Genomic DNA, 13,719 nt, shown 5'->3' with positions numbered 1-13,719 from the left:
ACTGTTTTTGGGCACAACACATCAACCGTTTAGGGGTCGACCATGTATCAACATCACAACTGGCAAGGTGCATTACTGGATTATCCCGTCAGCAAAGTCGTCTGCGTGGGCAGCAACTATGCAAAACATATTCAGGAGATGGGCAGCGCGACGCCAGAAGAGCCGGTTCTGTTCATTAAGCCTGAAACGGCGCTTTGCGATATCCGCCAGCCGCTGGCCCTGCCGCAGGGGCTGGGCTCGGTGCACCACGAAGTTGAACTCGCCGTGCTGATCGGCGCAACGCTGCGTCAGGCCTCCGAAGATCATGTTCAGAAAGCGATTGCCGGCTACGGCGTGGCGCTGGATCTGACGCTACGTGACGTGCAGGGCAAAATGAAGAAAGCCGGGCAGCCTTGGGAAAAAGCCAAAGGGTTTGATAATTCCTGCCCGATCTCGGCGTTTGTGCCGGTGAGCGAATTTACCGACGATCCGCAGGACACCCCGCTCAGCCTGAAGGTTAATGGTGAAATCCGCCAGCAGGGGACCACGGCAGACATGATCCATAAGATTGTGCCGCTGATCGCCTACATGAGCCGCTTCTTTACCCTGAAGCCGGGCGATGTGATCCTGACCGGAACCCCAGAAGGTGTTGGCCCGCTGCTCAGCGGTGACGAGCTTGAGGTCGGTTTTAACGGCCTGTCGCTGAAAACCCGCGTGCTGTAATCTCCTCTTGCCGCCTGAAAAGGGCGGCAAAACTTGCATCGACGTGCCAGACTCGTTATAAGGTGCGCTTTCTTTTGACGTGTGGACATCCTGATGAACGACATCCCTTTCTGGCAAAGCAAAACTCTCGACGACATGACGGACGCGGAATGGGAATCCTTATGCGACGGCTGCGGTCAGTGCTGCCTGCATAAGCTGATGGATGAAGATACGGACGAGATTTACTTCACCAACGTTGCCTGCAAGCAGCTAAACATAAAGACCTGCCAGTGCCGCAACTATGAGCGCCGCTTCGAGTTTGAGCCGGACTGCATCAAGTTAACCCGGGATAATTTGCCCACCTTTGAATGGCTGCCGCATACCTGCGCGTATCGCCTGCTGGCGGAAGGGAAAGGTCTGCCTGACTGGCATCCGCTGTTAACCGGTTCAAAAGCGGCGATGCACGGTGAGCGCATTTCAGTGCGCCACATCGCCGTGAAAGAGTCCGAGGTGCGTGACTGGGAAGATCACATCATGAACCACCCGACCCGTTGACAATAAAAAACCCGCCTCGGCGGGTTTTTTATTGTGTTTGTGCGGCCTGATGCCCTCACCCCAACCCTCTCCCACGGGAGAGGGCGCAAACACTAAAAACGGCAACCGAGGTTGCCGTTTTGCTTTTACCTTCCGAACAAATCGCGTTTCTTCGGTTTGAACGGCTGGGCAATCAGCACCAGCAGCGCCACGACGAAGTAGGCGGCAAAAATACCCACCAGCCACTGCGGCATCTCCAGCGTCAGGAATTCCCACTGACGAACGGAGCAGTCACCGGATGCGACAAACACCTGCGGCAGCCATTTGTCCAGCGGCAGCCAGCTCGGGAAGCGGGCGGCAAAATCACAGGTCATAAACGGTGACGGATGCAATTGCATCATGGTGTGCTGCCAGGAGAGTTCAATTCCTTTCCAGGCGCTGTATATCCAGATGGCAATACCGGCATAGCGAAGCGGCGATTTTGGGGCAATCGCGCCCACCAGGCCCGCACCCATAATGCCGAACAGTGCGCAGCGTTCATAAATACAAAGCACGCAAGGTTTGAGTCCCATTACATGCTGGAACCACAGCGCGACCATTTCCAGCGCAAAGGCGGTCAGGGCCATTAACAACCACGCTCCGCGACCGCGGGAGCACTGGTTTAAAAATCTCAACATAATCATTTCCCTGGAACATGCTTAGAAATCGCAGTGTAAACGAATTCGTTTTTCGCGCCACCTGTACCTGGCGAAATAAAACGTAATTGGATGTTTATCGTGCGAAAAGGCAAACGGGCAGCGAACTGCCCGAGATGCAGTGTTTATTGCGCCGCAAGTATACCCGCTTGTATCAACCATTGCGTACAGGGAATGAGGGTAATTTTGACGCAAAGCAATCCCACGATCGTGAGCACCAGCGTATAGGGCAGCGCCATCCACACCATCCTGCCATAAGAAAGTCGTATGAGCGGCGCGAGGGCGGAGGTCAGGAGGAACAGGAAGGCGGCCTGGCCGTTTGGCGTCGCCACCGATGGCAGGTTGGTGCCGGTATTGATCGCCACGGCCAGCAGCTCAAACTGTCCGGCGCTGATAACGCCTTGCTCCATAGCCGCTTTGGCCTCGTTGATATAGACCGTCCCGACGAAGACGTTATCTGAGATCGACGAGAGCAGGCCGTTGAACAGGTAAAACAGCGACAGCTGAGCATCCGGCGATGCCTTTAAGACAAAGGCAATAATCGGCGCGAACAGATGCTGGTCGATTATCACCGCCACGACGGCAAAGAACACCGCCAGCAGGGCGGTAAATGGCAGGGCTTCGGTAAACGCCTTACCGATGGCATGCTCGTCCGTCACGCCGGTAAAGGTGGTGGCGAGAATAATGACCGACAGGCCAATCAGCCCCACTTCGGCAAGATGGAACGCCAGCGCGGCGATCAGCCAGACGCCGATGATCCCCTGGGCAATCAGACGCAGCGTCTCCTGGCGCGTCCGCTGGCGTCGGCTCTGCAGATCGAATTTATGCAGCTCCTGACGTACCGGCTCCGGGAGCTGGGCCCCATAGCCAAAGAGGCGAAACTTCTCCACCAGCAGACAGGTCGCCAGCCCGCAGAAAAGCACCGGTACGCTCACCGGCGCCATTCTCAGGAAGAACTCACCGAAGTGCCAGCCCGCCGCTTTGGCAATGATCAGGTTTTGCGGTTCGCCCACCATGGTCATCACGCCGCCCAGCGCGGTACCGACGCCAGCATGCATCATCAGGCTGCGCAGGAAGGCGCGAAACTGTTCCAGTACCTCACGATTATGCGCATCGACGTGGCTGTCATCCTGCAAATCCTCGCCCGGACGAGAGGAGGCCACGCGGTGATAAATACCGTAAAACCCCACCGCTACGCTTATCACCACCGCGACGACCGTCAGCGCATCCAGGAAGGCCGACAGGAAGGCGGCCGCAAGGCAAAACGCCAGCGAGAGCAACATTTTCGACGGAATGCTGAGCAGCAGGCGCGTGAAGATAAACAGCAGCAGCTGTTTCATAAAGTAGATGCCCGCCACCATAAACATCAGCAGCAGAAGCACTTCGAGATTGGATGCCAGCTCGGCTTTGACGTGCTCGGCGCGGGTCATGCCGATGACGACGGCCTCAAACGCCAGCAGTCCGCCCGGCAAAAGCGGATAACATTTCAGCGCCATGGCCAGGGTGAAGATAAACTCCGCCACCAGCAGCCACCCGGCAATGAACGGGTTTACGCTAAAGAGGAGGGGGTTAACGACCAGGAACACCAGAAGTATAAGTTTGTACCAGTCCGGAGACTGGCCTAAAAAGTTGCGCCACAGTGCGCGCCCAAAAGAAATTTCCACGACAGACGTCCATCCCCGTCAAGTAAGACAAAACATCAGTATACGCAAAAATCGCGGCCTGGAGGCGGATAAGGCTGCATTGTAAATTTCACAAAAATGAAACGGCGATCCCTCTTTTCTCTCTTTGCCGTGCTACCTGCCACTGGCTGCCTCTGGTATGATGAGTCCAATTTGCTAAAGCTGTGTAATGGAAATCTCACTATGGTCATTAAGGCGCAGAGCCCGGCGGGTTTCGCGGAAGAGTACATCATTGAAAGCATCTGGAATAATCGTTTCCCTGCGGGGTCCATTCTTCCGGCTGAACGCGAACTCTCTGAACTGATTGGCGTCACTCGCACCACGCTGCGTGAAGTGCTCCAGCGGCTGGCGCGCGATGGCTGGTTGACTATCCAGCACGGCAAGCCGACGAAAGTAAACAACTTCTGGGAAACGTCCGGGCTGAACATTCTTGAAACGCTGGCGCGTCTCGACCATGAAAGCGTGCCGCAGCTCATTGATAATCTGCTCTCCGTTCGCACCAACATCGCGACGATCTTTATTCGTACCGCTTTCCGTCAGCATCCGGAAGACGCCCTTGCGGTGCTGGCCACAGCGAACGAGGTGGAAGATCACGCCGATGCTTTTGCCACCCTCGATTACAACGTGTTTCGCGGCCTGGCGTTTGCCTCCGGCAACCCGGTGTATGGCCTGATCCTCAACGGTATGAAAGGGCTTTATACCCGCATCGGCCGCCACTACTTTGCCAATCCGGAAGCGCGTAGCCTTGCGCTGGGCTTCTACCATAAGCTGAGCAAACTCTGTACTGAAGGCCTGCACGATCAGGTTTATGAGACGGTGCGCCGCTACGGTCATGATTCCGGTGAAATCTGGCACCGCATGCAGAAAACGCTGCCGGGCGATTTGGCGATTCAGAGCCGCTGAAATAAAAAACCTCTCGTATGAGAGGTTTTTTTTCGCCCGGTGGCGTTTCGCTTACCGGGCCTACAAAACCCGTAGGCCGGGTAAGGCGTAGCCGCCACCCGGCAAAAAAACTACAGCGTATTCAACCGCGCCGGGCAGCGTTCCAGCAGCTCGACGCTCCCGTCTTCATTCTGCTGCTCCAGCTGCACGTCAAAGCCCCACAGGCGATGCACATGCTTCAGCACCTCTTTGCGCCCTTTATCCAGCGGCGCGCGATTGTGCGGGATATAGCGCAGCGTCAGGGAGCGGTCACCGCGCAAATCGACGTTCCACACCTGAATATTCGGCTCAAGGTTGCTCAGGTTGTACTGGGAAGAGAGGCGAGAGCGGATCTCACGGTAACCCTCCTCGTTGTGGATTGCGGAGATTTCCAGATAGTTGTTGCGGTCGTCGTCCAGCACGGTGAAGAAGCGGAAGTCACGCATGATCTTCGGCGACATAAACTGGCTGATGAAGCTCTCATCCTTGAAGTCGCGCATCGCAAAGTGCAGCGTTTCCAGCCAGTCAGAGCCGGCGATATCCGGGAACCAGTACTTGTCTTCTTCCGTTGGCGATTGGCAGATACGCTTAATGTCCTGGAACATGGCAAAGCCAAGCGCATACGGGTTAATGCCGCTGTACCACGGGCTGTTGTAGGGCGGCTGGAACACCACGTTGGTATGGCTGTGGAGGAATTCCATCATGAACCGCTCGGTAACTTTACCCTCGTCATACAGGTGGTTGAGGATGGTGTAGTGCCAGAAGGTCGCCCAGCCTTCGTTCATCACCTGCGTCTGCTTTTGCGGATAGAAATATTGGCTCACCTTGCGCACGATGCGCAGGATCTCACGCTGCCACGGCTCCAGCAGCGGGGCGTTCTTCTCCATAAAATAGAGCAGGTTTTCCTGCGGCTCGGACGGATAACGACGCGCTTCGGCGACCGCTTTTTCTTCCTCACGTTTCGGCAGGGTACGCCACAGCATGTTCACCTGGCTCTGGAGATACTCTTCGCGGCTTTTCTGTCGCGCTTTCTCCTCCTGCAGGGAGATTTTCTGCGGACGTTTGTAGCGGTCCACGCCGTAGTTCATCAGCGCGTGGCAGGAGTCGAGCAGTTTTTCCACTTCGTCCACGCCGTAGCGCTCTTCGCAGTCGGTAATATATTTACGGGCGAAGATCAGGTAATCGACGATGGAGCTGGCATCCGTCCAGCTGCGGAACAGGTAGTTATTCTTGAAAAAGGAGTTGTGCCCGTAGCAGGCGTGCGCCATCACCAGCGCCTGCATGGTAATGGTGTTCTCTTCCATTAAATAGGCGATACACGGATTGGAGTTAATGACAATCTCATACGCCAGCCCCTGCTGGCCGTGCTTATACAGCCGCTCCGTTTCAATAAATTTTTTACCAAACGACCAGTGTGGATAGTTAATCGGCATCCCGACGCTGGAGTAGGCGTCCATCATCTGTTCGGACGTAATGACTTCAATCTGATGGGGATAGGTATCCAGACGATACAGTTTTGCGACCCGGTCGATTTCGGCGAGGTAAACATCCAGCAGCTCGAAGGTCCAGTCGGGTCCATCGCTCAGACGTGTGTTGTCCTTGTTCAGGGAATCAATAGTAGCCATTAGCGCGCCCTCGTTGTGGGTGCTCTCTCTGTCTGGAGAGCCTCCTTTCAAGCATAGATCAACGTGTTAAAAAGCGTGCTGGGGCAGAAATTTTTTCTTTGCGATTTCGCGTTTTTGATACGGCAAATAAACGGTATGTCTCAGCATATTATGCTGGTTAAAAATAACGCGCAGCAGGAGATACCAAATTAGCACTATCCCCTGATGCTGGGGGATGTGTGAGGTAAGTCACCATAAAAAAGTCATATGTTGAATAATATTTTCAACTAGGTTATCAATCTGTAATTAGAAGATTGTTCTTTTGCACATAATGGAGTGGCTATGCGTGTTGTCATACTGGGAAGTGGTGTCGTTGGGGTAACCAGCGCCTGGTATTTAAGTCAGGCGGGACATGACGTAACCGTTATCGATCGTGAATCCGGTCCGGCGCTCGAAACCAGCGCGGCGAATGCCGGGCAAATCTCTCCCGGCTATGCCGCTCCGTGGGCTGCGCCGGGCGTTCCGCTGAAAGCGATTAAATGGATGTTCCAGCGCCACGCGCCGCTGGCCATCAGCCTTGACGGCACGCAGTTCCAGCTGAAGTGGATGTGGCAGATGCTGCGCAACTGCGACACCCGCCACTACATGGAGAACAAAGGGCGCATGGTGCGCCTGGCGGAATACAGCCGCGACTGCCTGAAAGCGCTGCGCGCGTCGACGGGGATTGAGTACGAAGGCCGTCAGGGCGGAACGCTGCAGCTGTTCCGCACGGCGCAGCAGTACGAAAATGCCACCCGCGATATCGCCGTGCTGGAAGATGCTGGCGTACCGTACCAGCTGCTGGAAGCCAGCCAGCTTGGTCAGGTTGAACCGGCGCTGGCGGAAGTGGCGCATAAGCTGACAGGCGGCCTGCGCCTACCGAACGACGAAACCGGCGACTGCCAGCTCTTTACGCAGCGTCTGGCGCAGATGTGCGAGCAGGCGGGGGTGAAGTTTCGCTTTAACACCTCTGTCGACAAGCTGCTGTCGGAAGGGGAAAAAATTTACGGCGTGAAGTGCGGCGACGAGGTGATCAAAGCCGATGCCTACGTGATGGCGTTTGGTTCGTACTCCACCGCCATGCTGAAAGGTATTCTCGACATTCCGGTCTACCCGCTCAAGGGCTACTCGCTGACCATTCCGGTGAAAGAAGAGAGCGGTGCTCCGGTATCGACCATTCTGGATGAAACCTACAAAATCGCCATTACCCGCTTCGATAACCGCATCCGCGTAGGCGGCATGGCGGAGATTGTCGGCTTCAACACCGAGCTGCTGCAGCCGCGTCGTGAAACGCTGGAGATGGTTGTGGGCGATCTCTTCCCGCGCGGTGGCTTTGTGGAGCAGGCGACGTTCTGGACCGGCCTGCGTCCGATGACCCCGGACGGCACGCCGATCGTGGGCCGCACGCCGTTTAAAAACCTGTGGACCAATACCGGCCACGGCACGCTTGGCTGGACGATGGCCTGCGGATCGGGCCAATTGCTGAGCGACCTGATTTCCGGGCGCACGCCGGCAATTCCGTTTGACGATTTAAGCGCTGCACGCTATCAATCGGGGTTTACGCCTTCGCGTCCACAGCATCTGCACGGCGCGCATAACTAAGGAGCTGTCATGTCCCGTCCTGTTCTGGCCCAGCTGAACCTGCAGGCCCTGAAGGATAATCTGCAAATTGTTCGTCGGGCGGCACCTGGTTCGCGCGTCTGGTCGGTGGTGAAAGCGAATGCCTACGGCCACGGTATCGATCGTATCTGGAGCGCCCTGAGCGCCACCGACGGCTTTGCGTTACTTAATCTTGAAGAGGCCATTCTGCTGCGCGAGCGCGGCTGGAAAGGGCCTATTCTGCTGCTGGAAGGGTTTTTCCACGCCGACGATCTGCCGCTGCTGGATAAGTATCGGCTGACCACCAGCGTGCACAGCAACTGGCAGATCAAAGCGATTCAGGATGCGAAGCTCCATGCTCCGCTGGATATCTATCTTAAGGTGAACAGCGGCATGAACCGCCTGGGCTTCCAGCCTGAGCGGGTGCATACGGTCTGGCAGCAGCTGCGCGCGCTGAAGAACGTAGGTGAAATGACGCTGATGGCGCATTTTGCCGACGCGGAACAACCTGACGGGATTGCCGATGCCATGGTCCGCATTGAGCAGGCGGCAGAAGGGCTGGACTGCCCGCGCTCGCTGTCGAACTCGGCGGCCACGCTGTGGCATCCCGAGGCGCACTATAACTGGGTGCGTCCGGGGATCGTTCTGTACGGTGCGTCTCCCTCAGGCCAGTGGCAGGATATCGCCAACAGTGGCCTGAAGCCGGTCATGACCCTGCGCAGTGAAATCATTGGCGTTCAGACGCTCAAGACCGGTGACACGGTGGGCTACGGCAGCCGCTACCGGGCAAAGGGCGAGCAGCGGATTGGCATCGTGGCGGGCGGCTATGCCGACGGCTACCCGCGCATCGCGCCGACCGGTACGCCGGTCTGGGTCGATGGGGTTCGCACAGGAACGGTGGGCACCGTCTCAATGGATATGCTGGCCGTTGACCTGACGCCATGCCCGCAGGCGGGCATCGGTTCACCGGTCGAGCTGTGGGGTAACGAAATTAAGATTGATGACGTTGCTGCCGCGGCGGGCACGGTGGGGTACGAATTGATGTGCGCCCTGGCGCCGAGAGTGCCGGTTGTGACGGTGTAACATATGTTCGCCGGGTGGCGCTAACGCTTACCCGGCCTACGTTCGAGGTTTTTTTTACCGGGTAAGGCGAAGCCGCCACCCGGCAAAAAAACCGCTACTCCGCTTCCTCTTCCATCGGCCTCAAACCGACTTTCCGCACCGCGTTATCTTCTTTTTCGGCAACGGTCCAGATCATCCCGGCAAACTCCACCTGGTCTCCCACGACCGGGGCAGCGCCAAGCCGCTGCTGGATGATTTCGCCCAGCGTTTGCTGGTTATCTCCGTCTTCAGCACCTTCATCCAGGCCGTAGATCAGCGCGACATCGGCAAACCTGGCGCTGGCTTCCAGAATAAAATCGCCGAAGAAACGCTGATCCAGCGCCACCGGAGGCGACTGGCTGAACAGTTTGCCCAGCGCGGGCAGGTCGCGCTCGCGGCCAATCACGCACAGAATATCCCCTTCGCGCAGGCGGGTGCTGCCGGTAGGGTGCAGCAGAACGTTGTCGCGGAACAGAGCGGCAATGCGCGTTTCGGCCGGCATGTGCAAATCGCGCAGTGAAGCCCCCACGCACCATTTGTCGGCGCTCAGCTGATAGACGAACTGTTCCCACGGGTTCTCCGGATGAATGTCGAGCCCCACGCGGGAGACCGGCCAGCCCACGGGAGGGACCACCACTTTGGCTTTTTTAGCCGCCCACCCGAGCGAGGTTCCCTGGAACAGCAGCGAAATCAGTACCACGAAGAACGCCACGTTAAAGAACAGCCGCGCGTTATCCAGACCGGCCATCATCGGGAACACAGCAAGGATAATCGGCACCGCGCCGCGCAGGCCCACCCAACTGATGAAGATCCGCTCGCGCAGGTTGAAGCCACGAAACGGCAGCAGGCCTGCAAATACCGACAGCGGACGGGCAAAGAAGATCATCCATGCAGAGAGCAGCAGCGCCGGAACGGCGATCGGCAGCAGGTCCGATGGCGTAACCAGAAGACCCAGCACCAGAAACATGCCGATCTGCGCCAGCCAGGCCAGACCGTCGAAGTTCTGCAAAATGGCATGCCGGTTACGAATAGGGCGGTTGCCCATCAGGAACCCGCAGAGGTAGACGGCGAGAATGCCGCTGCCGTCCACTGCGGTAGTGACGGCAAAAATGAGAATGCCGCCGCTCAGCGCCAGCAGCGGGTAAAGCCCCAGAGGAAGCGATATACGGTTGATCGTCTGCTGGAGCAGATATCCCCCTGTCAGGCCGATGACAATCCCCAGGCCGAACTGCTGCAGGATATGTAATGCAAACGTCCAGCTCAGCCCGCTTTCGTGCTGCTGAATCATCTCGATAAGCGTAATGGTGAGAAACACCGCCATCGGATCGTTACTGCCGGATTCAATCTCAAGCGTGGAGCCCACGCGTTCGTTAAGCCCTTTTCCGCCGAGCAGAGAAAACACTGCTGCCGCATCGGTTGAGCCAACAATCGCGCCAATCAGCAAACCTTCCATGATATTAAGATGGAAGAGCCACGCGGCCATCATTCCGGTGAGGCCAGAGGTAATCAGCACGCCGACCGTGGCGAGCGACAGCGCGGGCCCTAAGGCCACGCGGAAGGAGCTCGCCTGGGTGCGCATCCCGCCGTCCAGCAGGATCACCGCCAGCGCCAGGTTACTCACCATGTAGGCGAAAGGGTAGTTATCGAAAGGGATACCGCCAATGCCATCAATGCCGGCCAGCATGCCGATGGCGAGGAAAATGACAAGAATAGGTATGCCGAGACGCGATGAAAATGAACTTAATAAAATACTGCTGGTTACAAGGACGGAACCCAAAATGAAAAGGCTGATTATCGCTGCGGCATCCAATGTTCTCTTACTCCCACCTCAATGTTAACGCTGTTACTAAAACCCTAACATATTAACGACGGCAACAGCGTTTTATTAAGGGGGTATAACGGCTTTTTTATGCCTTTATGACAGGATGGCCGCTGATGGTCAGCCGACTGCCGGAATCATTGTGGATCAGCGAGGCGTGTGCCCCTAGTGCCAGGGTCACGGTGCGCTGCTCATGGCCGAAATCCAGACCGGTGATGACCGGAATATCCAGCCGCGAGCGAATGAACTCAACCATGGTCTCCAGGGAGTAACCCGCGTCATAGTCATTCGGCGCAGAACCGCTGAAGCTGCCCAGCACAATCGCGGACTGGCGTTCAAGAATACCGGCATGATAGAGCTGCAACAGCATGCGTTCGACGCGGAACGGATGTTCGTTGATATCTTCCAGCACCAGAATGCCGTCCTCGATGTGCGGCATCCACGGCGTGCCGATAAGCGAAACCAGCATCGCCAGGTTGCCGCCCCAGAGCTGACCTTCGCATTCCCAGTGCGGCCCATTGCCTTGCCACTCCACGCTGTAGGTGGGGTTGCGCAGCGCGCGCCAGAAGTGTTCCATGGTAAACGCATTCAGCTCCGGGGCGCCGAAGTTACCGGCCAGCATCGGGCCGCTGAAGGTGGTAACGTTATGTAGCGCCAGCAGCCCAAGCTGGATGACGGTGAAATCGCTGTGGCCGCATATAAGTAGCGGATCCTGCTGCTGGCGCTGCGCCAGACCCTGCCAGTCAATGCTCTCCAGCAGCCGGCTCGCGCCATATCCGCCGCGCACCGCCAGCACAATCCGGTTTTCACCCTTCAGGTTCACCAGGCTGTTGATATCATTCAGCCGCTGCGCTTCTGTACCGGCAAAACGCTGCTGGCGGCGGGGGATAATCGTCTGATTTTCTACCTGATGACCCGATTCCAGCAAACGCTGAACGCCCCGCTGCGCCGCGTCCTGGTTAATGCAGTAGCCCGACGGCGCGATGAGATGAAACTGAGACATGGCAATTCCTTGCTGAATGAGAAACTAATTGTCTATATCATGCCGCGTATACGACGCCTGCTTCAAGAGGCGGCGCACCGCGATGACCGGCTATAAGGATAGAAGACGTGAAATTGAGATGGTTTGCTTTTTTGATTGTGTTGCTTGCTGGCTGTAGTTCAAAACATGATTATCAAAACCCACCCTGGAACCCGGAAGTGCCGGTGAAACGGGCCATGCAGTGGATGCCGATCAGTGAACAAGCCGGGAAGGCCTGGGGCGTCAGTCCGCGTCTTATCACGGCGATCATTGCGGTGGAGTCCGGCGGTAACCCTACGCTTGTCAGCAAATCCAACGCGGTGGGGCTGATGCAGCTTAAAGCGTCAACGGCGGGGAAAGAAGTTTACCGCTATATGGGCTGGAGCGGTCAGCCGTCAACCAGCGAGCTGAAGAACCCGGAACGTAACATTTCAATGGGCACGGCCTATCTGAGCATCATGGAGCACGGCGTGCTGAAGGGCATTAAGGATCCGGAGGTGATGCAGTACGCGCTGGTGGTGTCTTACGTTAACGGTGCCGGCGCGTTGCTCAGAACCTTCTCCTCTGACCGCAAAGAGGCGATAGAAGAGATTAACGGCATGGACAAAGACGAATTCTTTGAGCATGTGGCAAAAAATCACCCGGCACCACAGGCGCCTCGTTATATCTGGAAAGTACAGAAAGCGATGGATGCCATGTAATGCCGCAGACGGGCGGCGGTCACGCTGCCCGATTTTCTTACAGAACTTTATTTGCGCGTTCCCGCGCCTCCCGCTCCAGCGAATAGATGATGCGCTGAAGCTCACGCTCTGCACCGGGCCCCACGTTCAGGAAGCGGAAGCTCAGACGCGGCGTGGTGATGGTTTCATTTTTGCTGTCCACGACGGTACGGTCGCTGATGGCAATCAGCTGTGCATCGAAATAAAAGCGACCCCAGCCCCCCATATCCAGTTCAATTTGCGTAAACCGCATGCCTTCTACCAGTCCGTCGGGTTTCGGCGTATCCATCAGCGCACCCATGCCGCCCAGTGACAGATCGAAGAGGCGGAAGCGGATCTCTTTTTTATCCGGCATTTTGGCCTTACAAAAATAGGCGGGGTGAAGCGGAGCGCTAATGCGGAAATATTCACGACGCTGAACAAACCAGAGATTGGTGGGAAGTGGGGTAGCAAAAGCAGGGAGTCCCTGGTACTCGCTCAGTTCCAGTCGCGACAGGACAAACTCCACTTTGGCGCCCTGCGTTTCGGCCATCACCGCGATATTCTCCGCCTTCAGCGCCGCGCGGTTTTCATACTCCTGACTGCCTAAATCAATCACCAGCCGCTCCTGCGAGGCGTCAAGGATCTTGCTGATGAACTGATTATTCGACCAGCTGATGCGCAGCGGCACTTCACCTTTTTGCAGGTCGCGTAATACCCCTAATACAGCCAGCGGATTTTGCTTGAGGAACTGCTCACTGTAATGACTCACGCCGGATGGCTCCTTGATAGATGACAGACTGTCTTAGCGTTATCGGCAATCTGTGATGAAACTTAATACAAACCGGTGAGTTTTTTTTGCCTCTTTAGACAAAGATAAGTCGGTGAGAAGAAAATGATTTTCCGGCGATGACCTATACTTACGTTAGCTGTGCAGAAGGTTTTCTGCGCATGCGTTAAACCTGCAAGAGGGCATCGCTATGGGTATCATCGCCTGGATTATCTTTGGTCTTATTGCTGGCGCTATCGCGAAATTGATCATGCCGGGAAACGATGGCGGCGGCTTTATTTTGACCTGTGTACTCGGGGTCGTTGGTGCGGTTGTGGGCGGCTGGCTGGCGACGATGTTTGGCTTCGGAGGCAACATAAGTGGTTTTGACCTGCACAGTTTTCTGGTCGCTGTCGTGGGCGCCATTGTGGTGCTGGGCATATTCAGGTTACTGCGACGAGCATAACATGACGTAAACGGCTCTCTGCGGAGGGCCGTTTTTTTGCCTGTGTATTGATTTGTTAATCTAAATGATAATAATTGTCGTTCCGTATCG

General features: G+C 56.4%; 13 protein-coding genes and 1 pseudogene. 8 read left to right on the top strand and 6 right to left on the bottom strand.

Annotation, left to right across the window (positions count from 1 at the left end; all coding sequences use genetic code 11):
• Positions 1-42 precede the first annotated feature (42 nt).
• Together ACMGG5_RS20050 and ACMGG5_RS20045 are read left to right on the top strand one after the other, a co-directional pair.
• Positions 43-702 (top strand): fumarylacetoacetate hydrolase family protein, encoded by a 660-nt coding sequence (locus ACMGG5_RS20050; protein WP_420278410.1) that lies wholly within the window; start codon positions 43-45, stop codon positions 700-702.
• Positions 703-795: 93 nt separating this feature from the next.
• A complete protein-coding gene (locus ACMGG5_RS20045) occupies positions 796-1,236 on the top strand; it encodes a YcgN family cysteine cluster protein (RefSeq protein WP_024909872.1) in 441 nt (146 codons plus the stop codon).
• A gap of 125 nt (positions 1,237-1,361) precedes the next feature.
• On the opposite strand, the gene dsbB is transcribed toward ACMGG5_RS20045, so the two are convergent.
• Positions 1,362-1,892, bottom strand: coding sequence for a disulfide bond formation protein DsbB (dsbB, locus tag ACMGG5_RS20040; protein WP_024909807.1), 531 nt, complete (start codon positions 1,890-1,892; stop codon positions 1,362-1,364).
• A gap of 143 nt (positions 1,893-2,035) precedes the next feature.
• The gene (nhaB, locus tag ACMGG5_RS20035; RefSeq protein ID WP_061714894.1) at positions 2,036-3,574 is read right to left on the bottom strand and encodes a Na(+)/H(+) antiporter NhaB; all 1,539 of its coding nucleotides are present in this window, start codon (positions 3,572-3,574) and stop codon (positions 2,036-2,038) included.
• 201 nt (positions 3,575-3,775) lie between these two features.
• Here nhaB and fadR point away from each other — a divergent pair, with 201 nt between their 5' ends.
• Positions 3,776-4,495, top strand: a complete 720-nt coding sequence (fadR, locus tag ACMGG5_RS20030) for a fatty acid metabolism transcriptional regulator FadR (RefSeq protein WP_024909809.1) — start codon at positions 3,776-3,778, stop codon at positions 4,493-4,495.
• 110 nt (positions 4,496-4,605) lie between these two features.
• Here the strand turns inward: fadR and ACMGG5_RS20025 are convergent, their stop codons facing one another.
• Entirely contained in the window at positions 4,606-6,138 is a 1,533-nt protein-coding gene (locus ACMGG5_RS20025; RefSeq protein WP_024909810.1) for a SpoVR family protein, read from the bottom strand.
• A gap of 321 nt (positions 6,139-6,459) precedes the next feature.
• On the opposite strand from ACMGG5_RS20025, the gene ACMGG5_RS20020 reads away from it, so the two are divergent.
• From ACMGG5_RS20020 to ACMGG5_RS20010, 3 genes and pseudogenes are all read left to right on the top strand, one after another.
• Positions 6,460-7,758: a D-amino acid dehydrogenase gene (locus ACMGG5_RS20020; protein ID WP_267215002.1), complete on the top strand. Its 1,299-nt coding sequence runs from the start codon at positions 6,460-6,462 to the stop codon at positions 7,756-7,758.
• Between the two features lie 9 nt (positions 7,759-7,767).
• Positions 7,768-8,838, top strand: a complete 1,071-nt coding sequence (gene dadX, locus ACMGG5_RS20015) for a catabolic alanine racemase DadX (protein ID WP_420278409.1) — start codon at positions 7,768-7,770, stop codon at positions 8,836-8,838.
• A gap of 1 nt (position 8,839) precedes the next feature.
• Positions 8,840-8,998 (top strand): annotated as a pseudogene (locus ACMGG5_RS20010) (hypothetical protein); the annotation flags it as partial.
• On the opposite strand, the gene ACMGG5_RS20005 reads toward ACMGG5_RS20010, so the two are convergent.
• Both ACMGG5_RS20005 and ldcA read right to left on the bottom strand, forming a co-directional pair.
• A complete protein-coding gene (locus ACMGG5_RS20005) occupies positions 8,933-10,666 on the bottom strand; it encodes a potassium/proton antiporter (RefSeq protein ID WP_157189357.1) in 1,734 nt (577 codons plus the stop codon). The pseudogene ACMGG5_RS20010 and the gene ACMGG5_RS20005 sit on opposite strands and share 66 nt — an antisense overlap.
• Before the next feature lie 97 nt (positions 10,667-10,763).
• A complete protein-coding gene (ldcA, locus tag ACMGG5_RS20000) occupies positions 10,764-11,678 on the bottom strand; it encodes a muramoyltetrapeptide carboxypeptidase (RefSeq protein ID WP_420278408.1) in 915 nt (304 codons plus the stop codon).
• 107 nt (positions 11,679-11,785) lie between these two features.
• Here ldcA and emtA point away from each other — a divergent pair, with 107 nt between their 5' ends.
• On the top strand, positions 11,786-12,397 hold the full coding sequence (gene emtA, locus ACMGG5_RS19995; RefSeq protein WP_024909815.1) for a membrane-bound lytic murein transglycosylase EmtA: 612 nt from the start codon (positions 11,786-11,788) through the stop codon (positions 12,395-12,397).
• A 37-nt stretch (positions 12,398-12,434) separates the two neighbouring features.
• Here the strand turns inward: emtA and ycgR are convergent, their stop codons facing one another.
• The gene (gene ycgR / locus ACMGG5_RS19990; protein ID WP_024909816.1) at positions 12,435-13,166 is read right to left on the bottom strand and encodes a flagellar brake protein YcgR; all 732 of its coding nucleotides are present in this window, start codon (positions 13,164-13,166) and stop codon (positions 12,435-12,437) included.
• Between the two features lie 208 nt (positions 13,167-13,374).
• Here ycgR and ACMGG5_RS19985 point away from each other — a divergent pair, with 208 nt between their 5' ends.
• A complete protein-coding gene (locus ACMGG5_RS19985; protein WP_008502662.1) occupies positions 13,375-13,629 on the top strand; it encodes a GlsB/YeaQ/YmgE family stress response membrane protein in 255 nt (84 codons plus the stop codon).
• Positions 13,630-13,719 lie beyond the last annotated feature (90 nt).

It is taken from the genome of Enterobacter sp. BNK-34, from assembly GCF_048684445.1.
GTDB classification, from domain to species: Bacteria; Pseudomonadota; Gammaproteobacteria; order Enterobacterales; family Enterobacteriaceae; genus Enterobacter; species Enterobacter pseudoroggenkampii.
Note: the sequence above shows the minus strand (reverse complement) of the source record. Positions and strands in the feature narration are given on the sequence as shown.

Coding starts and splice junctions, on each gene's coding strand:
- ACMGG5_RS20050 (WP_420278410.1), top strand. CDS start 43: ATGTATCAACATCACAACTGGCAAGGTGCATTACTGGATTATCCCGTC.
- dadX (WP_420278409.1), top strand. CDS start 7,768: ATGTCCCGTCCTGTTCTGGCCCAGCTGAACCTGCAGGCCCTGAAGGAT.
- dsbB (WP_024909807.1), bottom strand. CDS start 1,892: ATGTTGAGATTTTTAAACCAGTGCTCCCGCGGTCGCGGAGCGTGGTTG.
- ldcA (WP_420278408.1), bottom strand. CDS start 11,678: ATGTCTCAGTTTCATCTCATCGCGCCGTCGGGCTACTGCATTAACCAG.
- ACMGG5_RS20045 (WP_024909872.1), top strand. CDS start 796: ATGAACGACATCCCTTTCTGGCAAAGCAAAACTCTCGACGACATGACG.
- ACMGG5_RS19985 (WP_008502662.1), top strand. CDS start 13,375: ATGGGTATCATCGCCTGGATTATCTTTGGTCTTATTGCTGGCGCTATC.
- fadR (WP_024909809.1), top strand. CDS start 3,776: ATGGTCATTAAGGCGCAGAGCCCGGCGGGTTTCGCGGAAGAGTACATC.
- ACMGG5_RS20020 (WP_267215002.1), top strand. CDS start 6,460: ATGCGTGTTGTCATACTGGGAAGTGGTGTCGTTGGGGTAACCAGCGCC.
- ACMGG5_RS20025 (WP_024909810.1), bottom strand. CDS start 6,138: ATGGCTACTATTGATTCCCTGAACAAGGACAACACACGTCTGAGCGAT.